Source organism: Kitasatospora sp. NPDC088861 (assembly GCF_044750105.1).
GTDB lineage: Bacteria > Actinomycetota > Actinomycetes > Streptomycetales > Streptomycetaceae > Kitasatospora.
Genome location: NZ_JBIVJF010000028.1, coordinates 1 through 23,170 on the forward strand (window position 1 = coordinate 1; position 23,170 = coordinate 23,170).

Sequence of the window (23,170 nt, forward strand, 5' to 3'; positions counted from 1 at the left end):
TGACTTTTGGCACGCTGTTGAGTTCTCAAGGAACGGACACTTCCTTCGGACCGCCTTCCAGCGGGCCCTCCGGGCGCTTCGTTCTTTCGTGTTCCAGCTTACCAGACGTTTTCCGCCCCGTTTACCGGAGGTTTTCGCATCTGAAATCTGGTGTTAACCGCCAAGTCGCGGCGACTCGGCCAACCATAGCGGGTCACCCGCCGGAGTGCGAATCGGGGCGCTCCCGGTGTCACCCGGTCGGCGGCATGATTTGTTGCTCTCGCGAGCATATACAGCAATGGTCCCGATTCGCCAAGATGCCTGTAGAGTGCGGCGTATCGACTAAGAGGACTAGACCACTAAACGGTCGGTGAGCCGCCGGACGACGAGCCGGACTGGGTGTGGGTCTTCGCCCGGGAATGTCAGCAGATGTCCGAAGTTGACATAATTTAGGCTTCAGTCGATCGTCCTGCCGCTGCTCGCGGCCGCTCGCTGTACCGCTCACTTGGGAGGCAGAACCATGACCACTGTGACGTCGCCGCTGACCGGCAAGGTCGTCGGGCTCGCCGGCGTGCCCGACCCGGTGTTCTCCGGCGCGATGGTCGGCCCCGGCACCGCGATCGACCCGGAGCGCCGGCCGACCGAGGCGGTCGCTCCGGTGGACGGCGTCGTCGTCTCCATGCACCCGCACGCGTTCGTCGTGGTGGACGCCGAGGGCCACGGTGTACTGACCCACCTGGGGATCGACACCGTGCAGCTGAACGGCGAGGGCTTCGAGCTGCTGGTCAACAAGGGCGACACGGTGACCCGCGGTCAGGCCGTCATCAAGTGGGACCCGGCCGCCGTCGAGGCCGCGGGCAAGTCGCCCATCTCGCCGATCGTGGCGCTGGAGGCGAACGCCGACTCGCTCGGCGACCTGCGGGAGGACGGCGAGGCCGTCTCCGGCGAGGCCCTGTTCAGCTGGAGCTGACCTCTTACTTTGCACACACCCGCCCCGCAGGAGTTGTCGGGGCGGCCCGGCACACAGCGGTTCCCGGCGGGGCCGCTCCTCTCAGCGGAGACAGGTGACATGAAGAAGACGCTGCGCGGCGTGGGTGTCAGCCACGGGGTCGCGATCGGCCAGGTGCGGCACATGGGGACGGCGGTGCTGGAGCCCCCGGCCACCCAGATCCCGACCGAGGACGCCCCCCGCGAGCAGGCCCGTGCCCAGGCCGCCGTCGAGGCGGTCGCCGCGGATCTGATCGCCCGCGGCAACCTGGCCGGTGGCGAGGCGCAGGCCGTCCTGGAGGCCCAGGCGCTGATGGCTCAGGATCCGGAGCTGATGGCCGACGTGTCCCGCCGGATCGCCGTCGGCAGCAGCGCTGAGCGCGGTGTGTACGACGCCTTCGCCGCCTACCGGGCCCTGCTCGCCTCCGCCGGCGACTACCTGGCCGGGCGGGTCGCCGACCTGGACGACGTCCGCAACCGCATCGTGGCCCGGCTGCTGGGCGTGCCGATGCCGGGTGTGCCGGACAGCGACGAGCCGTACGTGCTGTTCGCGCGGGACCTGGCGCCGGCCGACACCGCGCTGCTCGACCCGACGCTGGTGCTCGGCTTCGTGACCGAGGAGGGCGGGCCGACCAGCCACAGCGCCATCCTGGCGCGGGCGTTGGGCGTGCCGGCCGTGGTCGCGCTGCCCGCTGCGACGGACGTCGCCGAGGGCACCGTCGTCGCCGTGGACGGCAGCTCCGGTGACGTGCTGCTGGACCCCTCGCAGGAGAAGCAGGACGAGCTGCGGGCGGTCGCCGCCCAGCGCAAGGCCGCGCTGGCCGCGTCCTCCGGCCCGGGGCAGACCTCCGACGGGCACCGCGTGCCGCTGCTGGCCAACGTGGGCGGCCCGGCGGACGTGCCGGCCGCGCTGGAGAACGGCGCCGAGGGCGTCGGCCTGTTCCGGACCGAGTTCCTCTTCCTGGACGACTCCGCGAAGGCGCCCACCGAGGAGAAGCAGGTCGAGGCGTACCGCAAGGTGCTGGAGGCGTTCCCGGAGGGCCGGGTCGTGGTCCGGGCGCTGGACGCGGGCGCGGACAAGCCGCTGGACTTCCTCACCCCGGCCGACGAGCCGAACCCGGCGCTGGGCGTGCGCGGTCTGCGCACCCTGCTGGAGCACCCGGAGGTGCTGCGGACGCAGTTGCGGGCGCTGGCCAGGGCCGCCGAGGGCCTGCCGGTGCACCTTGAGGTGATGGCCCCGATGGTGGCCGACCGCAAGGACGCCAAGGACTTCGCCCAGGCGTGTCGCGAGGCGGGGCTGGAGGCCAAGTTCGGCGCGATGGTGGAGATCCCGTCGGCCGCGCTGCGGGCCCGGTCGATCCTCCAGGAGGTCGAGTTCCTCTCGCTGGGGACCAACGACCTCGCGCAGTACACCTTCGCCGCCGACCGTCAGGTGGGCGCGCTGGCCCGGCTGCAGGACCCGTGGCAGCCGGCGCTGCTGGACCTGATCGCCGCGGCCGCCGAGGCAGCGCAGGCCACCGGCAAGAGCTGCGGCGTCTGCGGTGAGGCGGCCGCCGACCCGCTGCTGGCCGTGGTGCTGACCGGTCTGGGCGTCACCAGCCTCTCGATGGGCTCGGCCTCGATCCCCTACGTGCGGTCGACGCTGGCCAAGTACACGCTGGCGCAGTGCCGCCGGGCGGCCGAGGCGGCCCGGGCGACGGACAGCGCCGAGGAGGCGCGGGCCGCCGCGCAGCAGGTGCTGTCGGGCGAGTAGGACAGGCGAACAGCAGGAAGGGGTGCTCCCACCGGGCCGGTGGGAGCACCCCTTCGGCGTGTCCGGTCAGGCGGGGCTCTGCCGGTCGCGGCGAAGCTGCTCGAAGAAGCGCAGGTGGTCGATGTCGTCGACGGAGCCGGGGTTGACGGCCTGCTCCAGCGGGGTGCCGGAGAGGATCCGCTTGACCGGGACCTCGATGCGCTTGCCGGTGAGGGTGTGCGGGAGGCCGCGCACCGCGATGACCTCGTCGGGGACGTGGCGCGGGGAGAGTTCGGTGCGCAGCGAGGTGCGGATGCGGCCGATCAGCCCCTCGTCGAGCTCGGCGCCGGGGGCGAGGACGACGAACAGCGGCATCCAGTAGCCGCCGTCGGGCTCCTCCAGGCCGATGACCAGGGATTCGGCGATCTCGGGGAGGCGCTCGACGACCTCGTAGATGTCCGAGGAGCCCATCCGGACGCCCTGGCGGTTGAGCGTGGAGTCGGAGCGGCCGTGGATGACGACGGTGCCGCGGGAGGTGACGGTGATCCAGTCACCGTGGCGCCAGACGCCGGGATACATGTCGAAGTAGCTGTCGTGGTACCGGGTGCCCTCGGGGTCGTTCCAGAAGCCGGTGGGCATGGACGGGATGGGCTTGGTGACGACGAGTTCGCCGACGGTGTCGGTGTGCGGGTGGCCCTGGACGTCCCAGGACTCGACGGCGGCGCCGAGGCAGGGGGCCTGGATCTCGCCGAGGTGGACGGGCAGGGTGGGAACGCCGCCGACGAAGCAGGAGCAGACGTCGGTGCCGCCGCTGACGGAGGCGAGCCAGACGTCCTCCTTGACCTCCTCGTAGATCCAGCGGAAGCCGTCGGGCGGGAGCGGGGAGCCGGTGGTGCCGATGCAGCGGACGGCGGAGAGGTCGAGGTCGCGGCCGGGGTGCAGCTCGGCCTTGCGGCTGGCGATCACGTAGGCGGCGGAGGTGCCGAGGACGGTGGCGCGGGTGCGGGCGGCAACCGACCAGAGGGCGTCGGTGTCGGGGTGGCCGGGGCTGCCGTCGTAGGTGACGATCGTGGCCCCGACCAGGAGGCCGGCCAGCAGGAAGTTCCACATCATCCAGCCGGTGGAGGTGTACCAGAGGAAGCGGTCCTGGGGGCCGAGGTCGAGGTGGAGGCCGGCCTGCTTGAGGTGTTCGAGCAGGACGCCGCCCTGGCTCTGGACGATGGCCTTGGGCAGGCCGGTGGTGCCGGAGGAGTAGAGCACCCAGAGCGGGTGGTCGAAGGGGACAGCCTCGTAGACCGGCTCGACGTCGGCGGCGACCAGGTCGTCCCAGTGCAGGGCGCCCTCGGGGGCGGGGGCGCCGAGCAGCGGGACGTGGACGACGGTGCGCAGGGTGGGGAGTTCGCGGCGCAGTTCGGCGACGACCTCGGTGCGGTCGTGGTCCTTGCCGCCGTAGTGGTAGCCGTCGACGGCGAAGAGGACGGCGGGTTCGATCTGCTGGAGGCGGTCCAGGACGCTGCGAGCGCCGAAGTCGGGGGCGCAGCTGGTCCAGATCGCGCCGACGGCGGCGGTGGCGAGGAGGGCGACGGCGGCCTGCGGGATGTTGGGCAGGTAGGCGCTGACGCGGTCGCCGGGGCCGATGCCCCGGGCGCGCAGGGCGGCGGCCAACGAGCCGACCTGGCGACGCAGTTCGGACCAGGTGAGGATGGCCGGCTGCTCGGTGGTCTCGTCGAGGTGCAGGACGGCCGGGCGGTCGGCGTTGGCCGGGTCCTCGGCGGCGCGCAGGGCGTGTTCGGCGTAGTTGAGGCGGGCGCCGGGGAACCAGTGGGCGCCGGGCATGGCGGGGTCGGCGAGGACGGCCTCGGGGGCCTGGGTGAAGCGGACGTCGAACCACTGGGTGATCGCGGTCCAGAAGCGGTCGAGGTCGGCGGTGGACCAGGCGTGCAGGTCGGCGTAGCGCTGGGCGGCCTGCTGGTCGTCGGCGGCCGGGGCGAGCGGGGCGGCCGGGGCGCCGTGGTGTTCGGCGGCCCAGGCCTGGAAGGCCACCAGGCTGGTGGCTGCGGCGCGAGCGGGGTTGGGGCGCCAGAGCGGCTGGTCCTGGGGTGGGGTGCTCACGGTGGTGGTCTCCCGGCCGGTGGTGGGGACGGGAGTGCTTGTGGCAGGCCCGTCCGGTTGGGCTGTCGGTGCAGACCATGCCATGCGAGCGGCCGCCGCGCCAGGGTCCGCCCGGTGGGTGCCGGGCCGGTCAGCGGCCGGAGATCCCGCCGCCGGACTCACCGCTGAACTCGCCGCCGAACCAGGAGCGGGAGACCCGGGTGTGGAAGGGGAAGGCGAGCGGGGTGTCGGGGGCGGCGAGCTGCCAGCCGTCGGTCTCGTCGGTGGGGCGCGAGGGCGGGAGGTCGGCGAGCGGACGGGCCGGGAGCAGGCCGAAGAGGCAGAGGAAGCCGCCCCTGGCGTCGGAGTCGGTGGCGACCAGGGTGATGTCGGCGGCGTCCGCCAGGATGCCGGTCTCCTCGCGCAGTTCGCGCACGCACGCCTGCTGCCAGCTCTCGCCGTAGTCCACGTAGCCGCCGGGGAAGGCGAGTTGGCCGTAGCCGGGCTCGATGGTGCGGCGGATGACGACGAGGGTGGGGTCGGCGTCGGGGCGGGTGACCGGGAGGAGGGTGACCACGACGGGCAGCGGGTTGCGGTAGCTGATCTCGGCGCAGCCGGGGCAGGTGCGGGGCCAGTGGTCGGTGCCGGCCGGGTAGGGCGTGCCGCAGAAGTGGCAGTGGGAGAACGGCTGGTTGACCGCGCGTGTCGGGTCGTCAGTGGTCATGGCCGGATGGTAGCCGGATGCGCGCGGCTGCCGTCAGCGGAGCTCGCCGTCGCGGGTGGGGCGGAGCAGGGCGGGGTGCAGGAGGCTGGCGTCGCCGGCGTGGTAGGTGCGGGCCCGGGGGCCGCCGCGGGCGCCGCCGCGGGCGGTGGTGGCGCCGGTGCTCTCGACGAAGCCGGGGACGGAGAGGACCTTGCGGTGGAAGTTGCCGGGGTGGAGCTTCTCGTCCCAGACGGCCTCGTAGACGGCGCGCAGGTCGGGGATGGTGAAGTCGTAGGGCAGGAAGGCGGTGGCGAGCGGGCTGTACTCGAGTTTGGCCCGGACGCGGTCGAGGCCGTCGGCGAGGATGCGCGCGTGGTCGAAGGCGAGCGTGCGGGAGGACTGGCCGGTGGGCCCGCCGACACCACCCCCGTGGGTGTCGGCGGGCGCACCGGCGGCTCGGGGTCGGCCGCAGGGCCGTATGCCCAGGTCGAGGTCGGCGACGGGGTGCCAGGTGGCAGCTGCGGCGTCCGTGCCGGCCTGCGGGTCGGGCAGGTCGGGGGCGAAGGCGAGGTAGGCGACGGAGACGACGTGCATGCGCGGGTCTCGCTCGGGGGCGCCGTAGGTGCCGAGCTGTTCGAGGTGGACGCGGCAGAGCGCGGCCTCGACCTCGGAGCCGCCGAGCAGGCCGGTCTCCTCGGCCAGTTCGCGGGCGGCGGCCTCGTCCAGGCTCTCCTCCCCGGCGCGCAGGAAGCCACCGGGCAGGGCCCAGCAGCCCTGGTGGGGCGGGGCGCCGCGCTGGACGAGCAGGACGTGCAGGCCGCCGTGGCGCAAGGTCAGGGCGACCACGTCGACGGTGACGGCGATCGGGGCGTAGGCGCGCGGGTCGTAGGCGGCGAGCCACTCCTGCTCGCTCGCGGGCGTGGTCGGGGGCGGGGTGGCCGGGTCGTCCGCTTCCATCACCGGCTCCTCTCCGCGCTCGCCGCCGTACGGGGTGCTGTCGTTCTCTGGCTGAGCACAACGTAGCGATTCCGTTCCCCGGCGGCAAATGGTTTTCCGGGTCCGCGGGGATGCCCGGCTTCTAGGCTGTGACCAGGAACGACCGCGCCCGAGGAGGCCCCATGCCCACTGCTCCCCCGCCGGACTTCGCCGCGGCGCTGGCGGCCGGTCCGCTGGTGCTGGACGGCGGGATGTCGAACCAGCTGGCGGCGGCCGGGCACGACCTCCTCGACGAGCTGTGGTCGGCGCGGCTGCTGGCGGACGCGCCGGAGGCGGTGGTGGCGGCGCACCGGGCGTACTTCGCGGCCGGTGCGGACGTCGCCATCACGGCGAGCTACCAGGCGAGCTTCGAGGGCTTCGCCCGGCGCGGAACGGGCCGGGCCCAGGCCGCGCGGCTGCTGGCGCGCAGCGTGGAGCTGGCCCGGGAGGCGGCGCGGGCCGAGCCGGGCGGGCGGCGGCGCTGGGTGGCGGCGTCGGTGGGGCCGTACGGGGCGGTGCTGGCGGACGGTTCGGAGTACCGGGGCCGGTACGGGCTGAGCACCGCGGAACTGGTGGCCTTCCACCGGCCGCGACTGGAGGCGCTGGCGGCGGCCGGGCCGGACGTGCTGGCGCTGGAGACGGTGCCGGACGCGGACGAGGCGCGGGCGCTGCTGGAGCTGGTGCGCGAGCTGGGCGTGCCGGCCTGGCTGTCGTTCAGCGTGGCGGGCGACCGGACCGGGGCGGGCCAGCCGCTGGCGGAGGCGTTCGCGCTGGCGGCCGAGGTGGACGAGGTGCTGGCGGTGGGCGTGAACTGCTGCACCCCGCAGGACGCGGACCGGGCGGTGGCGCTGGCGGCCGAGGTGACCGGCAAGCCGGTGGTGGTGTACCCGAACAGCGGGGAGGAGTGGGACGCCGCGCGCCGGGACTGGCGCGGCGAGCCGACGTTCCGCTCGGCCCGGGTGGGCGGCTGGCTGGCGGGCGGCGCACGGCTGGTGGGCGGCTGCTGCCGGGTGGGGCCGGACGGGATCGCCGCGCTGGCGGCGGAGGTCGCGGTGCGGCGGGGGCGCTCGAACGGCGTCGAGGAGTGAGGGACGTCCGGGGGTGAGCGGCGCGGCGGGTCGGCGGGCGGGCGGAGGTTAACAAACGGCCGAGCGCGGGTTACCGAGGGGGAAGGTGCACGGACCGGCGACGGCCTGGCAGACTCGTCCCGTTACCACCGCGGTCGACAATGTCGACCGCCTGTCAGCGCGGAGGTCCCCATGCCCGGCCCGATCCAGTCGCTCTCCCGGGCCGCCGCGATCTTGCGCCTGCTGGCCGGCGGTGAGCGCCGCCTGGGCCTGTCCGAGGTCGCGACGTCGCTGGACCTCGCCAAGGGCACCGCGCACGGCATCCTGCGCACGCTCCAGCAGGAGGGGTTCGTCGAGCAGGACCCGGAGAGCGGCAAGTACCAGCTGGGCGCCGAACTGCTGCGGCTGGGGCAGAGCTACCTGGACGTGCACGAGCTGCGGGCACGGGCGCTGGTCTGGGCGGACGACCTGGCCCGGGCGGCCGGCGAGACCGTCTACCTGGGGGTGCTGCACCAGCAGGGCGTGCTGGTCGTGCACCACGTCTTCCGGCCGGACGACACCCGGCAGGTGCTGGAGGTCGGCTCGATGCAGCCGCTGCACAGCACCGCTCTGGGCAAGGTGCTGGTGGCCTACGACCCGGTCGCGCGCGGCGAGTTGGGCGACGGGCCGTACGAGTCGTACACCCTGCGGACGCTGACCGAGGCGGCCGACGTGGACGCCGAGTGCGCGCTGATCCGCGAGCGCGGCTGGACGGACTCGATCGAGGAGACCTGGGAGGGCGTGGCCTCGATCGGCGCGCTGATCCAGGACCGGCGGCGCAACCCGGTGGGCGCGGTGTGCATCAGCGGCCCGGTGGAGCGGGTCTGCGAGGACGGCTTCGTGAAGCCGTCGCTGGTGGCCTCGGTGCGCAGCGCGGCACGGGCGATCTCCCGCGATCTGGGCGCCGGGCGCTTCTGAAACCCGAGGCCGCACCGGCGGCCGCATCGTCACGCTGAGGCGCGGACGGGCATCGGCCTGTCCGCGCCTTGGCGTTTTGCCCTGGTTTGGCCCGCTCCGCTGGGTAACTTCGGGGGAAGGGTCACAGCTCCGTAACCCTGCCTTGACGTGAGGGCAACCAGGGGAGGAAGCTTCCGCATAACGGTCGACATTGTCGAACGATGGCCGGGAAGATCACTCCCCCGATGCGCTCACCCGCACAACGATCGGCCGGCCGCCCCCACCCACACCTCCGGGCCATATGGACAAGGGAGTCTTTGTGTCCGCGTTCTCCAACGGCGACGTCTTCGTCGGCGAAACCCTCGGCACCGCCGCCCTGATACTTCTCGGTGGCGGCGTCTGCGCCGCCGTAACCCTCAAGAAGTCGAAGGCCCTCAACGCCGGCTGGCTGGCGATCACCTTCGGCTGGGGCTTCGCGGTCCTGATCGCCGCGTACATCTCGGCTCCGAAGTCCGGCGCCCACCTCAACCCGGCCGTCACCGTCGCGCTCGCCATCAAGAGCGGTGACTGGAGCCAGGTGCCGCTCTACCTCGGCTCCCAGTTCCTCGGCGCGATGATCGGCGCCGTGCTGGTCTGGCTCACCTACCTCGGCCAGTTCCAGGCCAACGAGGAGCCCACCCTCGGCATCTTCTCGACCGGGCCCGAGATCCGGAACCCGATCCAGAACGTCGTCACCGAGGTCATCGGCACCTTCATCCTCTGCATGGCGATCCTCACCCTCGGCAAGAACGACGGTCTGGCCGCCGGCGGCCTCAGCACCCTGATCGTGGCCCTCACGGTCGTCGGCATCGGCCTCTCACTGGGCGGCCCCACCGGCTACGCGATCAACCCGGTCCGCGACCTCGGCCCGCGCATCGTGCACTCGCTGCTGCCCATCCCGAACAAGGGCGGCTCCGACTGGTCGTACGCCTGGGTGCCGGTCGTCGGCCCGCTGATCGGCGGCGCACTGGCCGGCGGTCTGTACAACGCGATGTTCTGACGGGCCGGGTTCGAACCCGCCGAGCACGGGGACCGACCACTGTGTCGGGCCCACCCACCCCGTAACCCCCGAATCCTGAGCCGAGGACCCTCTGATGACCTCCACTGGCAACTACATCGCCGCGATCGACCAGGGCACCACCTCCAGCCGTTGCATCATCTTCGGCGCCGACGGCCGGATCGTCGCCGTCGACCAGCAGGAGCACCGGCAGATCTTCCCGCAGCCCGGCTACGTCGAGCACGACGCCGCCGAGATCTGGACCCGGGTGCAGTCGGTCGTCCGCGGCGCGCTGGAGAAGGCCGGCCTGACCAAGGACGACATCCGCGCGATCGGCATCACCAACCAGCGCGAGACCACCGTCCTGTGGGACAAGAACACCGGCGAGCCGGTCCACAACGCGCTGGTGTGGCAGGACACCCGCACCGAGGGCCTCTGCCGCGAGCTCGGCCGCAACGTCGGCCAGGACCGCTTCCGCCGCGAGACCGGCCTCCCGCTCGCCAGCTACTTCGCCGGCCCGAAGATCCGCTGGCTGCTGGACAACGTCGAGGGCCTGCGCGAGCGCGCCGAGGCCGGCGACATCCTGTTCGGCACCATGGACACCTGGGTGATCTGGAACCTCACCGGCGGTGTCAGCGGCGGCAAGCACGTCACCGACGTCACCAACGCCAGCCGCACCATGCTGATGAACCTGCACACCCTGCAGTGGGACGAGAAGATCGCCGAATCGATCGGCGTGCCGATGGCCGTCCTGCCGGAGATCCGCTCCTCCGCCGAGGTCTACGGCGAGGCCGTCGGCGACCTGGCCGGCGTCCCGGTCGCCTCCGCGCTCGGCGACCAGCAGGCCGCGCTGTTCGGCCAGACCTGCTTCGACGAGGGCGAGGCCAAGTCCACCTACGGCACCGGCACCTTCCTGCTGCTCAACACCGGCGAGAAGATCGTCAACTCGTACCACGGCCTGCTGACCACCGTCGGCTACCGGATCGGCGACCAGGCCCCGGTCTACGCCCTGGAAGGCTCGATCGCCGTCACCGGCTCGCTCGTCCAGTGGCTGCGCGACCAGCTCGGCATCATCTCCACCGCCGCCGAGATCGAGACCCTCGCCAACACCGTCGAGGACAACGGCGGCGCCTACTTCGTCCCGGCCTTCTCCGGCCTGTTCGCCCCGTACTGGCGTTCCGACGCCCGCGGCGTGATCGCCGGCCTGACCCGGTACGTCACCAAGGGCCACCTGGCCCGGGCCGTCCTGGAGGCCACCGCCTGGCAGACCCGCGAGGTCGTCGACGCCATGCAGAAGGACTCCGGCGTCGAACTCACCGCCCTCAAGGTCGACGGCGGCATGACCAGCAACAACCTGCTCATGCAGAACATCGCCGACGTCCTGGACGCCCCGGTCGAGCGCCCGTACGTGGCCGAGACCACCGCCCTCGGCGCCGCCTACGCGGCCGGACTCGCCGTCGGCTTCTGGAACGACCTCGACACCCTGCGGGCCAACTGGCACCGCGCCGCCGAATGGACCCCGCGCATGGACGAGGCCACCCGGGAGCGCGAGTACAAGAAGTGGCTCAAGGCCGTGGAGCGCACCATGGGGTGGGTGGAGGAAGAAGAGACCGACTGACCGACAAGCCGGTCGGGGCCCCGAGCCCCGACCGGCCGCCCGCCGTTCCGGCAGCGGGTGTCACCGCGTTTCACCGGCCCGCCGCACCGGGCCGACCGGCCTCTCAGCAGAGGCCGCACCGCACACGAGAGGAGTAACGGCGCCGCCTGACCCGCGCGCCGTACACAACCACCATGGCAACCATCCCGACCCTGGGCGCCGAGCGCACCGCCGGCCACACCGCCTCCCGCGCCGAGACCCGTGAGCTGCTCGGCAAGGCCACCTACGACCTGCTGGTGATCGGGGGCGGCATCCTCGGCACGGCCGTCGCCTGGACCGCCTCCCAGGCCGGACTCAAGGTCGCCATGGTCGACGGCGGCGACTTCGCCGGCGCCACCTCCAGCGCTTCCTCCAAGCTCGTCCACGGCGGTCTGCGCTACCTGCAGACCGGCGCGGTCAAGCTCGTCGCCGAGAACCACAAGGAGCGCCGCGCGCTCGCCACCGACGTCGCGCCGCACCTGGTCAACCCGCTGACCTTCTTCGTGCCGGTCTACAAGGGCGGCCCGCACAGCGCGCCCAAGCTCGGCGCCGGCGTCTTCCTGTACTCCGCGCTGTCCGCCTTCCGTGACGGCATGGGCCGGGTCTCCACCGCCGCGCACGCCGCCCAGCAGGTGCCCGCGCTGCGCACCGAGGGACTGCGCTCGGTGGCCGTCTACGGCGACCACCAGATGAACGACTCGCGCGTCGCCGTGATGACCGTGCGCGCCGCCGTCGACGCCGGCGCCGTGGTGCTCAACCACGCCGAGGTCACCGGCCTGCGCTTCACCGCCGGCCGGGTCACCGGCGCCGAGCTGCGCGACCGCCTGGACGGCACCGAGTTCGGCATCGACGCCCGCCTGGTGCTCAACGCCACCGGCCCGTGGGTGGACCACCTGCGCAAGATGGAGGACGCCGGCGCCGCGCCGTCGATCCGCCTCTCCAAGGGCGCGCACGTCGTCGTCAAGCGCCGCTCGCCGTGGCGCGCCGCGCTGACCATCCCGATCGACAAGTACCGCGTCTCCTTCGCCATCCCGTGGGAGGACCACGTCCTGCTCGGCACCACCGACGAGGAGTACACCGGCGACCCGAAGGACGTCCGGGCCACCGAGGCGGACATCGACCAGATCATGGGCGAGGCCGCGCACGCCATCCGTGACGAGCACCTCGACCGCGACCTGATCACCTACTCCTTCGCCGGCCTGCGGGTGCTGCCCGGCGGCCCGGGCGACACCGCCGCCGCCAAGCGCGAGACGGTCGTCACCGAGGGCAAGGGCGGCATGCTGTCGGTCGCCGGCGGCAAGTGGACCACCTACCGCCACATCGGCCGCACCGTGCTGGAGAAGCTGGCGCACGTGCCCGGCACCAGCCTCGGCGAGGACATGTCCCCGATCGCGGCGACCGTGCCGCTGCCGGGCGTCGGCGCGCCGAACGCCGTCGCGCACCGGCTGCTGATCGACCGCGACCCGGGCTCCCGGATGGAGCCGCTGGTGGCCAAGCACCTGGCCAGCCACTACGGCACACTGTCCTTCGAGATCGCCCGCATGATCGACGAGAACCCGGAGCTGGGCCGGCCGATCCACGAGGACGGCCCGGACGTCTGGGCGCAGGTCGCCTACGCGGCCGACAGCGAGTGGGCGTACACGGCGGACGACGTGCTGCGGCGCCGCACCACGATGACCGTGCGCGGGCTGGACACGCCGGAGATCCGGGACGAGGTCGAGGCCTTCCTCGCGAAGCGCGGAACCAAGTAAGCACAGCCTCGCGAAGCGCGGAACCAGTAGGCACAGCCAGCTAGGCAGAGCCTCGCGAAGGGCGGGCACCCGGGTTCTCCGGGTGCCCGCCCTTCGTGCGCCCGGCTCGCGGGCGGGGTACGAAGGGGCTCCCGGCCGGCCGCTCAGATCGGCGTGCCCGCCTTGATGACGTGGCGGAGGCGGCGGTCGGGGCGGGTGAGGACGGTGAGGTCGGCGAGCGGGTCGCCGTCGACGAGGAGGAGGTCGGCGTGGGCACCCGGGGCGAGGGTGCCGATCCGGCCCTCCAGGCCGAGCGGGCGGCGGTCGTGGTGGCCGAGCGGAGCACGTCGGCGGCGGGCTGGACCCGGCCGCCGTCCTGGAACGGGCGCTGCCCGAGCTGGTACCGCCGCCCGCCACCGCCCGGCAGACCGCCGAGGTGGTCCTGGCCGCGCGCGGGGGCTGCTGGCCCGGACGGCGGCGGGCGGCGCGGCTGCGGAGGACCTGCTGGACGCGACGGCGGCCGTGCTGTCGGGGCTGCTGGGCTGAGTCACGGTCGTCGGACACGCCCGAGGGGCGGCACCCGTACGGGTGCCGCCCCTCGGCGAATGTCGGCGGCGGCGCCGGGCGCCGTCCGGCCTAGATGATCAGGCTGAGCGGCATGATCAGGGCGATGGCGACGACCGAGATCACCGTCTCCATCACCGACCAGGACTTCAGCGTCTGCCCGACGCTCATCCCGAAGTACTCCTTCACCAGCCAGAAGCCGGCGTCGTTGACGTGCGACAGGAAGAGCGAGCCGGCGCCGATCGCCAGGACCAGCAGGGCCGCGTGGGTGGAGGACATGTCGGCGGCGAGCGGGGCGACGATCCCGGCGGCGGTGATGGTGGCGACCGTCGCCGAGCCGGTGGCCAGGCGGATCAGCACCGCGATCAGCCAGCCGAGCAGCAGCGCCGAGATGTGCCACTTGCCGGACCACTCGCTCACCGCGTTGCCGACGCCCACGTCGATCAGGGTCTGCTTGAAGCCGCCGCCGGCGCCGACGATGAACACGATGCCGGCGATCGGGCCGAGCGACTTGCCGACGGTGTCGGAGATCCGGGCCTTGTCGAAGCCGGCCGCCTTGCCGAGGGTCAGCATGCCGAGCAGGGTCGCGGCGAGCAGCGCGATCAGCGGCGAACCGATGAAGTCGAAGACCCGCTGGGCCATCGCCTTCGGGTTGTCGACCACCACGTCGGTCAGGGCCTTGCCGAGCATCAGCACGACCGGCAGCAGGATCGTCGCCAGCACCGCGCCGAAGGACGGCGTGTGCTCGGGCCTGGTGGTCTCCTCGGGGGCGGTGGCCTTCGGGATCTCCAGCGGGCCGACCCAGCGCTCGGCCAGCCGGGAGAACAGCGGGCCGGCCACGATCAGGGTGGGCACCGCGATCAGCAGGCCGAGCGCCAGGGTGATGCCGAGGTCCGCCTTCAGGGCGTCGACGGCGACCAGCGGGCCCGGGTGCGGGGGCACCAGGCCGTGCAGCACGGACAGGCCGGCCAGCGCGGGGATGCCGATCCGCATCAGGGGCACGTTGCCGCGGCGGGCGACCAGCAGCACGATCGGGATCAGCAGGACGACGCCGACCTCGAAGAACAGCGGCAGGCCGAGGACGGCGGCGATCAGCGCCATCGCCCAGGGCAGCGCCTTGTTGCCCGACCGGGCCAGCACGGTGTCCGCGATGATGTTGGCGCCGCCGGAGTCGGCGAGCAGCTTGCCGAGCATCGCGCCCAGCCCGATCAGCAGGCCGACGCCGGCCACGGTGGAACCGAAGCCCGTGGAGAAGCTGTTGAGCAGCTTGTCGAACGGGGCGCCCGCGACGGCGGCCAGCAGGCCGGAGCCGAGCGTGAGGGCGAGGAAGGGGTGCAGCTTCAGCTTGGTGATCAGTAGGACGATCACACCGATGCTGAGCAGGACCGCGATCAGCAGCTGGGAGTCGCTGCTGGTGTGCGGCAGGGCCGGTGGGGCGGCCGCGAGCAGAGTGGGGGCAATACTCACGCGAGGTCTCCATTGACCGGCCGCAGCAGCGCCACGGCCATCTCGACGAGTTCTTCGGGGGACGGACCGACGTCCAGGACGGCGCCGCGCTCGTGCGCGCCCAGGGATTCCAGGGCGGCGTACTGCGAGTCGAGCAGCGACGGCGGCATGAAGTGGCCGGTGCGGTGGGCGAGCCGGTCCTCGACCAGCTCGTGACCGCCGCTGAGGTGCAGGAAGTAGGCGCCCGGGCAGGCCGCGCGCAGGGTGTCGCGGTAGCGGTGCTTCAGCGCCGAGCAGGTGACCACGCCGCCGGTGCCGTCCTCGGCCCGCTCCTTGAGCCAGGCGCCGAGGGCGCGCAGCCAGGGGGCGCGGTCCTCGTCGTCCAGCGGGATGCCGGCCGACATCTTGGCGATGTTGGCCGCCGGGTGGAAGTCGTCCGCCTCCGCGTAGGGGAGGTCGAGGCGTTCGGCCAGCAGGCGGGCCAGGGTGGTCTTGCCGACACCGGAGACGCCCATCACCACGATGGTGAGAGGGGTGTCCGGGAGGTCGTGGTTCTCGACGCTGAGAGCCATGGGTGGTGCTCCTTCGTTGCCTGGCCGCCACTATCGCCTCAAAGATATGACGTATTCAAGTGGCGGAAACCAAATCGTCATACTTTTGGGCTGTGGGGTAGATCGCAGGACGCAGGACCCGGTACGCGCCGGTGGTGGCGGCGGGGTGGGCGTCTACGCTGGGCGGATGGAGATCCAGGGGCTGCCCGGTCGGCTGCTTGACGAGCTCGGGCCGGCGATCGCGTCGGGGGAGATTCCCGAGGGCGCGGTGCTGCGCGGCGAGGAGCTGGAGGAGCGGTTCGGGGTGTCCCGGACGGTCGTCCGGGAAGCGGTGCGGATCCTGGAGGGGATGCGCCTGGTGGCGTCCCGGCGGCGGGTCGGGATCACCGTGCAGCCCAGGTCGCTCTGGGACGTCTTCGACCCGCTGGTGATCCGCTGGCGGCTGGCCGGCGCGGACCGCTCGGCCCAGCTGCGCTCGCTCGGCTCGCTGCGGGTGGCCGTCGAGCCGGCCGCGGCCGCGCTCGCCGCGGTGCACGCGAGCGACGACGACCGGCGCCAACTCGGCTCACTGGCCGTGGAGTTGACCGTCTCGGCGCGGGCCGCCGACCTCACCACCTTCCTCCGGCACGACATCGACTTCCACGCCACCGTGCTGCGCGCCTCCGGCAACGAGATGTTCGCCCACCTCGGCGACACCGTGGGGGCGGTGCTCACCGGGCGGACCGAGTACCATCTGATGCCCCATCAGCCGGAGCCGTACGCGATCCGGCTGCACCGCGAAGTCGCCGACGCGATCTGCGCGGGGGACGCCGTCCAGGCCGAGCAGGCCATGCGGACGATCGTGGCGGGCGCCCTGGAGGAGCTCAACCAGCAGTTGGGCTGACTTCCCCCGGCAGCGGGCCGCCCGCTGCCGGCTGCCCGGATCACGCGCTTTGACGGCAGTTCGGTGGATTCGGACGCATAGTCCTGGTTCGACGGGGCAGAGTGAGGCGAGGGGGCGCTTTTCGCGTGCGCCCGTCCCGTGTCCGCCGCCGAGTCCGCGCCTGGGGGTCGATCGATGTCCGTGCCACGCCGCCGTCGCCGCCTGCCCGACGAGGTGCGCGCCGCCGCCGTCCGGGCGGTGCTCTGCCTGTCCTTCACGCTGGTCGGCGTGGTCGTCGCCACGCTCGCCTCGTACGCGGACAGTTGGCTGATGACTCCGGCGCTGATGGCGATGGGGCTCGGGGTGTTCGGCACGATGTGGTGCCTGCTGGAGATCCTGATCTCGCGCCAGGTCGCCGCCCAGCGGCAGCGCGCGCCCGGCTCCGCGCACCCGATGGCGGGCAGCCGGGCGCCCGACCCGCTGGCCGCCCGGCCGCTCCCCCGCCCCGGCGGGCCGCAGCGTCAGCCGCGGCTGCCGGCCGCGTAGGACACCCGCGGCCGGCGCCGCGGGTCAGTCCTCCGGGACGGCCCGGTAGTGGGTGGTGAGCCGGCCCGTGTCGTCCAGGACGTGGAAGGCGAGCATCGGCGGCTGGGTGAAGGAGATGCCGGGCCCGCCCTCGCAGGGCAGCGTGACGGTGGAGACCACACCCGGGGCGACCAGCAGGGGCAGTCCGGCGAAGGTGGTGGCGGCGCCGGTGTGGGAGTGGCCGCAGAGCAGGCCGGCCACCCGCGGGTGCCGGGCCAGCACCGCGCCGAGCGCCTCCTCGCCGAACTGGCGGATCGGGTCGACGTTCGGCAGGTGCAGGACGGCCGGCGGGTGGTGGAAGGCCACCAGCGCGGGCAGGTCGGCGCGGCCGGCCGCCAGTTCGGCGTCCAGCCAGGCCAGCGTCTCCTCGTCCAGCAGGCCGTCGTCGCGGCCCGGGATCGAGGAGTCCAGCATCAGCACGTCGGCGCCGGGCAGTTGGTGCAGCCGGTTGACCGGGCCGTCCGCGGGGGCCTCGCCGAGCAGCACCTCCCGGTAGGGCGCCCGGCGGTCGTGGTTGCCGGGGCAAGTGAGCACCGGGTACCGGGAGTCCAGCACCTTGGCCACCTGCTCGTACTCGGCGGCCAGGCCGTGGTCGGCGAGGTCCCCGGTAACGAGCACGGCGTCCAGCGGGCCGGGCAGGGCGTCGAGGTACGCCATCACCTGCCCGGCCCGCCGCAGGGCGCGCCTGCCGCCGTCCCGACGGTGCTCCTGCCCGAGGTGGATGTCACTGAAGTGCGCGATCGTCAGCATGGACGCCACGCTAGTCAGTTGCGGACTGCACCGGAACCTCGGCCGGACGCTTGAACATCCGGGTGGCGGTGATCTCGCCGTGGATGGCCGGGCCGTCCGGGTCCTGCGGGGCGGGCAGGCCGGGGCGCAGGTGCTCCTCGACCGAGATGTACTTGAGGCCCGCCCGCAGGTCGGCATCGTTGCGCAGCCGGATGACCAGCGGGAACTCGGCGAGCGCGGTGGTGTCGAACAGACCGGTGGTGTAGATCAGTTGGACGCCGAGCGCATCGGCCACGGCCCGCTGGAGCTCCAGCAGGTAGGTGGCGTTCGCGCGGCCGATCGGGTTGTCCAGGAACAGCGTGCCGGCGTGCCGCAGCTGGGACTGGCCGCGGTCGTTGGCGCGCAGCGCGGCCATCGTGCAGTACAGCGCGATGGCGGCGGTGAGCAGCTGGCCGCCGGAGAAGACGTCGGACATCTGGCCGACGCCGACCCGCTCGGCGCGCAGCACCGCGTCCGGCTTGAGGATCTCGACGCTGACGCCCTTCGGGCCGATCGCGGCGGCGACCCCGCGCAGCAGCAGGGACATGCCGTCGCGGCGCAGGTCGCTGTTCTTGCGGACGGCGGCGCGGGTGGCCTCGTCGATGACCTCGCCGAGGCGCTCGACCAGGGTGGCGTGGTCCGGGTCCTCGAAGCGGATCCTCAGGAACTCCTGGCCGGACCACTCCCCCAGGCCCTCGGGCAGCCGGGAGAGCCGCTGGGCGGCGCGCAGGGTGGTGAGCGAGGACTCGACCAGGCCGCGCAGCCGGTCGACGATCGAGCCGCGGTTGCGCTCCAGCTGGGCGAGTTCGTCGGTCAGCACGCGCAGCCGGGGCGCGAAGGCGGCGGCCCAGGCAGCGGCGTGCTCGGGCAGCGCGGCGGCGGGCAGTTCGCGGATCTGCTGGCGGGCGGGAGTGCGGACGGCCTCGTAGCGGGCGGCGTTGGCGTGCCGGACGAGGGCGTCGGAGGCGTCGCGGACGGCGAGTTCGGCGGAGGACAGCTCGCCGGCGGCGGTGCGCAGGGCGCGGCGGGCCTCGGCGGCGGTGCCGCGTGCCTCCGGCAGCGAGCCGAGGTAGGGCTCGACGGACTGGCCGTCGTCCTCCTGCTGCTCGCGCAGGCCGTCGCGCAGCTGGCCGGCGATTTCGTCGAAGTCGGCGGCGGCCGACTGGGCGGCGTCGAAGGTGCGTTGCAGGTCGGCGTGCGCGGTGCGGGCGGCGTCCAAAGCCTCCCGGCGCTCGGCGAGCCGGCTGGTGGCGGTGCGCAGCAGGACCTGGGCGTGCTCGGGGTCGGCGGGGACGAGGTCCTCGGGCAGTTCGGTGTGCGCCTCGCCGTCGGCGGGGGCGGAGCGCTCGGCCTCGCCGCGCAGGCGTCCGAGCTGCTCGCTGGCGGCGGCGGAGCGGGCCTCGATGGTGGCGACCAGGTCCTCGGCGCGGGCGGCCGCGGCCTGGCGGGCCGGGCCGTCGGCGCCGTCGGGACTGCCGAGGAGTTCCTCGGCGCGGGTGCGGACCTTGTTGGTGAGGCGGTCGAGTTCGGTCGCGGCGGCGGCCTCGTCACCCTCGGCGCGGGCCTGCTCGGCGCGCAGGTCGGCGCCGACGCCGACCTTCTCGTACAGCTGGGAGGCGGCGCGGTAGGCCTCGCGCAGGGCGGGCAGTGCGGCGGGGGCGGTCTCGGAGGGCTCGTCGGCCTGCTCGGCGGCGGGGATCTCGGCGCGTTCGGCGCGCACGGTACGGGCGGTGCGGCGGGCGTCGTCGGCGGCGCGCTGGGCGGCGCGGCGGTCCTCGTCGCAGGTGCGGGCGCGTTCGGCGCAGACGGCCTGGCGGCGGTCGCACTCGGCGGCGTCCTCGGCGAGTTCGCGCTGGCGGCGGGCCCAGTTGGCGCGCTCGCGCAGCCGGAAGGCGAGGCCGGAGAGGGCGTCGGCGCGGCGGCGGGCGCGCTGGGCGGCCTCGCGGTGCTCCTCGTGGGCGGCGGCCGCGGCGGCGTGGTCGGTCTCGGCCTCGTCGTGGTCGGCGCGCAGGGTGGCCAGGGCGGCGGCGGCCTGCTCGGCGTGCTCGCGGGCGGCCTCGGCGGCGGCGGCGAGTTCGGCGAGGGTGCCGGGCGGGCAGCTGGCGTGCCAGGAGGCGAGGCGGGCGGCGAGGGCGCGGTCGGCACCGAGGCGGGCGGCGAGTTCGCGGATGTGCTCCTCGCGGGCGCCCGCCCGGGCGCGCAGTTCGCGGCGCTCGTCGTCGGCGGCGGACTCGTCGTGCATGGCCGGGTTCGGCGGCACCAGGAAGAACGCGGGCTGGTCGGTGATCGGGGCGATCAGGGAGGCGGCGGCGCCGACGGCGACGGTGGAGCGGGGCAGCAGGGCGGCGGCCTGCAAGGCCTCGCGGGCCCGCTCCAGCGAGGCGGGGTCGGTGACGACGACGCCGTCGACGAGTTCGGGGCGGGCGGCGAGGATCGCCTCGTGGTCGGCCGGGTCGACGGACTGGGCGAGGTAGCGCCAGCCCGGCAGGGCGGGGATGCCGTGCTCGGCGAGGTACTCGACGGTGGCCAGGACGTCCGGGCCGGGCGGCAGCAGTCCGCCGTCGCCGAGGGCGGCGAGGATGCGGGAGTCGTCGGCGGCTGCGGTGCGCAGGTCGAACAGGGTGCGTTCGGCGGTGGCGATGGACTCGTCGAGGAGTTCGCGCAGGTACTCGGCGTTGCGGTCGAGGACGGAGGGGGTGAGGAAGCCGGCGTCCTCCTCGGCCCCTGACCCGTCGTCGCTCCAGTCGGTGGGTGCGGGGGTCAGGGAGAGCAGGTCGGAGAGGCGCTGCTCGGTGGCGAGCAGGGCGGCGGTGCGCTGCTCGGCGGCGAGGGCCCGGGCGGCGGCCGTGCGGGCGTCGCCGGCGCGTTCGGCGGCGAGTTCGGCGCGGCCGGTGGCGGCGGCGGCCTCGCGCAGCCGGGCGGCGCAGGCCTCGGCGGTCGTACGGGCCTGGGCGAGGGCGGCGCCGGCGGCCTTCTCGACGTCGGCGGCGTGCAGGGCGGCGCGGGCCGGGTCGACGTCGCCGTCGGCGTCGATGAAGCCGGCCTCGACGGCGGCGGCGGTCTCCTGCTCGACCTCGGCGAGGCGCTGGCGCAGGTGGTCGACCTCGCTGCGGGCCTTCTGGGCGGCGGTGGCGGCCTCGGTGGCGTCGGACTGGGCCTTGGCGCCGTCGTCCTGGAGGTCGCCGGCGCGCTGCTCCTCGGTGTCGGCGCGGGCCTCGGCGGCCGCGGCGGCGCCCTCCAGGGCGCGGGCCAGGGCGGTGGCGGCGCGGGCGCGGGCGGCGAGCGCGGGGGCGGCGTCGAGTTCGGCCTCGCGGATGGCGGCGGCGACCCGGGTGACCCGGTCGGCGGCGGCGCGCTGGCGCAGGACGGTCTCGGCGGCCTGCCAGGCAGCGTGCAGGGTGCGGGCGTCGATGAGTTCGCGGCGCAGCGCGGCGGCCTCGGCGGTGGCCGCCGCGAGGCCCAGGGTGGCGTGCCGGTGGGTGAGTTCGGCGGTGATGAGGGTGTGCCGGGTGCGGTCGGCCTCGGCGGCGGTGACGGCGCCCGCGGCGGCGGCGACCTCGATGGCGAGGTCCTGGGCGCGGTCGCGTTCGGCGGCGGCGCGGGAGGTGAGGGCGTGGGCGAGGCGGCGGGTGCGGCGTTCGGCGGTGCGGTGGGCCTCGCGGACGCTCTCGCGGGCGCCGGTGGCCTCGACGATGCGTTCCAGCAGGTCGAGGGAGCCGGCGGTGAAGTCGCGTTCGGCGGTGAGTTCGGCGCGGCGGCCGAGCTTGGCGGCGAATCCGTGGACGAGGTCGGCGAGGCCGTCGGTGTCCCGGGTGTCGGTGACGGCGCGCAGCAGCAGGTCGGTGAAGTCACTGTCGTGCTTGACCGCGAAGAGGCCGGCGGCCTCGCCCTCGTCGGCGTTCATCTCACGCTGGTAGCGGAAGAGTTCGGGGTCGAGGCCGAGTTCGCCGAGGTGCTCGGTCCAGCGGTCGTGGCCGTCCTCGAAGACCAGGTCGAGGTGCGGGTGGGCCTTGCCTGCCTCGGTGAGGGCGTCGCGGAAGCCCTTCATGGTGCGGCGGCGGCCGCGGGCCTTCTGGTCGCCGGCCAGGCTGATCCGTTCGGCGACCGGCAGCGAGTCCAGGGTGAGGCCGGGGCCGGGGCGGAAGGAGTACCAGGTCTCGGCGAACTTGCGCGGGTCGGAGGAGACCTGGCGGCCGCGCCACTCGCTGACCTTGCCGACCACGATCAGCTCGCCGGTGACGGTGTGCTGCCACTCCAGCGCGACGTGGCCGCAGTCGTCGGCGAGCAGGAACTTGCGCAGCACGCCGGAGCTGGCGCCGCCGAGGGTGTTGCGGTGGCCGGGGAGCATCACCGAGAAGATCAGCTTGAGCAGGACGGACTTGCCGCCGCCGTTCTCCAGGAAGAGCACGCCGGCCGGGGCGGGGCGGCGGACCGGGCCCTCGGCGTCCTCGCCGAACAGGCCGATCTGCTGCGGGGCCGGGTCGGCGACGGGCTCGCCGACGCCGCGCAGGTCGAGCACCGTGTCGGCGTAGCGGGCGCCGGCCGGGCCGATCGAGTAGAGGCGGACCCGGTTGAGCTCGTACATGTGCGGCGGTTCTCCGTGGCTGGGGGGTGGTCGGGACTCGGGCTCAGAGCGAGTGGAACGGCAGGCCTGCGTCGGCCACCAGTTCGTCGCCGGTGTCCGGCGGCAGCAGGCTGGCGGTGCCGTCGGAGACCGGGACGATGCCGAGGTCGAGCAGTTCGGCCATGGCCGCGCTGCCGGCCAGGTCGCGGACCTGGAGCTGGTAGCGGGCGGTGGTGCGGTAGGTGCCGCCGGCGTCGTCGGAGACCTTCTGCAGGAAGCCGGAGTCGACCAGGAACAGCACGGCCTTGGCGACGATGCCGATGGTGGAGCCGGAGAGCCGGCGGGCGTCCTTGGTGGCGCCGGTGGCGGTGCGCCGGGCCCACACCCGCCAGGCGGCCTCCAGGCCGGGGGCGTCGGACTGCGGGTCGGTGTTGTCGCCCTCGGTCGCGGCCTGCTCCTCCAGGCGGCGGCAGGCCTGGCGGACGAAGGCGTCGACGCCGTTGACGGTGATCCGGCCGAGGTAGCCGTCGTCGGCGAGGTCCTCGGGCCGGGGGAAGGCCATCGCGGCGACGGCGAGGTGGGCCAGGCCGTGCAGGAAGCGGTCGGTGGACTCGGTGGCGGCGCGGCGCGAGTAGTCCCCCATCCGGACGGCGAACACCGAGTCCTCGGCGGCGGCGACGGCCATGCCGGCGCGCGGCGAGACCTCCAGGACGACCAGGCCCATGCCGGTGGCGACAGCGTCGGCGAGCCGGGCGAACGGCGGGTCCTCGCGGTGGCGGCGGACGAGTTCGGCGTACTCGGCGTCGCGGGCGGGGAGCAGCTTGGCCTGGAGGCCGAAGGAGACCAGCCGGGCTGCGTCGGCGACGTCGCCGGGGGTGATCGGGGCGGGGGCCGCGGGTTCGGTCTCGGCCGCCCAGGACGCGTCGTGGTGGGTCGTCACGGGCGGTGCTCCTCGGGG

18 protein-coding genes are annotated in these 23,170 nt (G+C 73.9%); 9 read left to right on the plus strand and 9 right to left on the minus strand.

Going from position 1 to position 23,170, the window contains the following annotated elements:
- Positions 1-499 precede the first annotated feature (499 nt).
- Both ACIP37_RS31160 and ptsP read left to right on the plus strand, forming a co-directional pair.
- The gene (locus tag ACIP37_RS31160) at positions 500-949 is read left to right on the plus strand and encodes a PTS glucose transporter subunit IIA (protein ID WP_363586840.1); all 450 of its coding nucleotides are present in this window, start codon (positions 500-502) and stop codon (positions 947-949) included.
- A 99-nt stretch (positions 950-1,048) separates the two neighbouring features.
- Positions 1,049-2,719: a phosphoenolpyruvate--protein phosphotransferase gene (ptsP, locus tag ACIP37_RS31165; protein WP_363586841.1), complete on the plus strand. Its 1,671-nt coding sequence runs from the start codon at positions 1,049-1,051 to the stop codon at positions 2,717-2,719.
- Positions 2,720-2,785: 66 nt separating this feature from the next.
- Here ptsP and ACIP37_RS31170 read toward each other — a convergent pair whose 3' ends face one another.
- From ACIP37_RS31170 to ACIP37_RS31180, 3 genes are read right to left on the minus strand one after another with little or no spacing between them, the layout of a single operon-like run.
- The gene (locus ACIP37_RS31170) at positions 2,786-4,894 is read right to left on the minus strand and encodes an acetoacetate--CoA ligase (protein ID WP_400811602.1); all 2,109 of its coding nucleotides are present in this window, start codon (positions 4,892-4,894) and stop codon (positions 2,786-2,788) included.
- A 46-nt stretch (positions 4,895-4,940) separates the two neighbouring features.
- A complete protein-coding gene (locus ACIP37_RS31175) occupies positions 4,941-5,513 on the minus strand; it encodes an NUDIX domain-containing protein (RefSeq protein ID WP_363586843.1) in 573 nt (190 codons plus the stop codon).
- A gap of 33 nt (positions 5,514-5,546) precedes the next feature.
- Positions 5,547-6,449: an NUDIX hydrolase gene (locus tag ACIP37_RS31180; protein ID WP_400811605.1), complete on the minus strand. Its 903-nt coding sequence runs from the start codon at positions 6,447-6,449 to the stop codon at positions 5,547-5,549.
- 161 nt (positions 6,450-6,610) lie between these two features.
- On the opposite strand from ACIP37_RS31180, the gene mmuM reads away from it, so the two are divergent.
- From mmuM to ACIP37_RS31205, 5 genes are all read left to right on the plus strand, one after another.
- Positions 6,611-7,555 carry a homocysteine S-methyltransferase gene (gene mmuM, locus ACIP37_RS31185; protein WP_363586845.1) on the plus strand — a complete coding sequence of 315 codons (945 nt, stop codon included), beginning with the start codon at positions 6,611-6,613 and terminating at the stop codon, positions 7,553-7,555.
- Between the two features lie 171 nt (positions 7,556-7,726).
- Positions 7,727-8,491 carry an IclR family transcriptional regulator gene (locus ACIP37_RS31190; protein ID WP_363586846.1) on the plus strand — a complete coding sequence of 255 codons (765 nt, stop codon included), beginning with the start codon at positions 7,727-7,729 and terminating at the stop codon, positions 8,489-8,491.
- Positions 8,492-8,771: 280 nt separating this feature from the next.
- A complete protein-coding gene (locus ACIP37_RS31195) occupies positions 8,772-9,509 on the plus strand; it encodes an MIP/aquaporin family protein (protein WP_400335378.1) in 738 nt (245 codons plus the stop codon).
- A gap of 94 nt (positions 9,510-9,603) precedes the next feature.
- Entirely contained in the window at positions 9,604-11,124 is a 1,521-nt protein-coding gene (gene glpK, locus ACIP37_RS31200) for a glycerol kinase GlpK (protein WP_400811609.1), read from the plus strand.
- Between the two features lie 173 nt (positions 11,125-11,297).
- Positions 11,298-12,893, plus strand: coding sequence for a glycerol-3-phosphate dehydrogenase/oxidase (locus ACIP37_RS31205; RefSeq protein WP_363586849.1), 1,596 nt, complete (start codon positions 11,298-11,300; stop codon positions 12,891-12,893).
- A gap of 143 nt (positions 12,894-13,036) precedes the next feature.
- Here ACIP37_RS31205 and ACIP37_RS31210 read toward each other — a convergent pair whose 3' ends face one another.
- The 3 genes from ACIP37_RS31210 to ACIP37_RS31220 form a co-directional block, all read right to left on the minus strand.
- Positions 13,037-13,423: a hypothetical protein gene (locus ACIP37_RS31210; RefSeq protein ID WP_363631528.1), complete on the minus strand. Its 387-nt coding sequence runs from the start codon at positions 13,421-13,423 to the stop codon at positions 13,037-13,039.
- Between the two features lie 85 nt (positions 13,424-13,508).
- The gene (locus ACIP37_RS31215) at positions 13,509-14,897 is read right to left on the minus strand and encodes a gluconate:H+ symporter (RefSeq protein WP_363586884.1); all 1,389 of its coding nucleotides are present in this window, start codon (positions 14,895-14,897) and stop codon (positions 13,509-13,511) included.
- Between the two features lie 2 nt (positions 14,898-14,899).
- The gene (locus ACIP37_RS31220; protein ID WP_400811613.1) at positions 14,900-15,454 is read right to left on the minus strand and encodes a gluconokinase; all 555 of its coding nucleotides are present in this window, start codon (positions 15,452-15,454) and stop codon (positions 14,900-14,902) included.
- Between the two features lie 166 nt (positions 15,455-15,620).
- On the opposite strand from ACIP37_RS31220, the gene ACIP37_RS31225 reads away from it, so the two are divergent.
- Together ACIP37_RS31225 and ACIP37_RS31230 are read left to right on the plus strand one after the other, a co-directional pair.
- Positions 15,621-16,316 carry a FadR/GntR family transcriptional regulator gene (locus tag ACIP37_RS31225; RefSeq protein WP_063350185.1) on the plus strand — a complete coding sequence of 232 codons (696 nt, stop codon included), beginning with the start codon at positions 15,621-15,623 and terminating at the stop codon, positions 16,314-16,316.
- 174 nt (positions 16,317-16,490) lie between these two features.
- Positions 16,491-16,841, plus strand: coding sequence for a hypothetical protein (locus ACIP37_RS31230; RefSeq protein ID WP_350884255.1), 351 nt, complete (start codon positions 16,491-16,493; stop codon positions 16,839-16,841).
- Between the two features lie 24 nt (positions 16,842-16,865).
- Here the strand turns inward: ACIP37_RS31230 and ACIP37_RS31235 are convergent, their stop codons facing one another.
- Genes ACIP37_RS31235 through ACIP37_RS31245 form a run of 3 tightly spaced genes read right to left on the minus strand, consistent with a single transcriptional unit; the run spans position 16,866 to position 23,152 of the window.
- Entirely contained in the window at positions 16,866-17,630 is a 765-nt protein-coding gene (locus ACIP37_RS31235) for a metallophosphoesterase (protein ID WP_363586851.1), read from the minus strand.
- Positions 17,631-17,640: 10 nt separating this feature from the next.
- A complete protein-coding gene (locus ACIP37_RS31240) occupies positions 17,641-22,233 on the minus strand; it encodes a hypothetical protein (protein WP_400844889.1) in 4,593 nt (1,530 codons plus the stop codon).
- Between the two features lie 43 nt (positions 22,234-22,276).
- Positions 22,277-23,152 carry a hypothetical protein gene (locus tag ACIP37_RS31245; RefSeq protein WP_363631532.1) on the minus strand — a complete coding sequence of 292 codons (876 nt, stop codon included), beginning with the start codon at positions 23,150-23,152 and terminating at the stop codon, positions 22,277-22,279.
- Between the last annotated feature and the right edge of the window lie 18 nt (positions 23,153-23,170).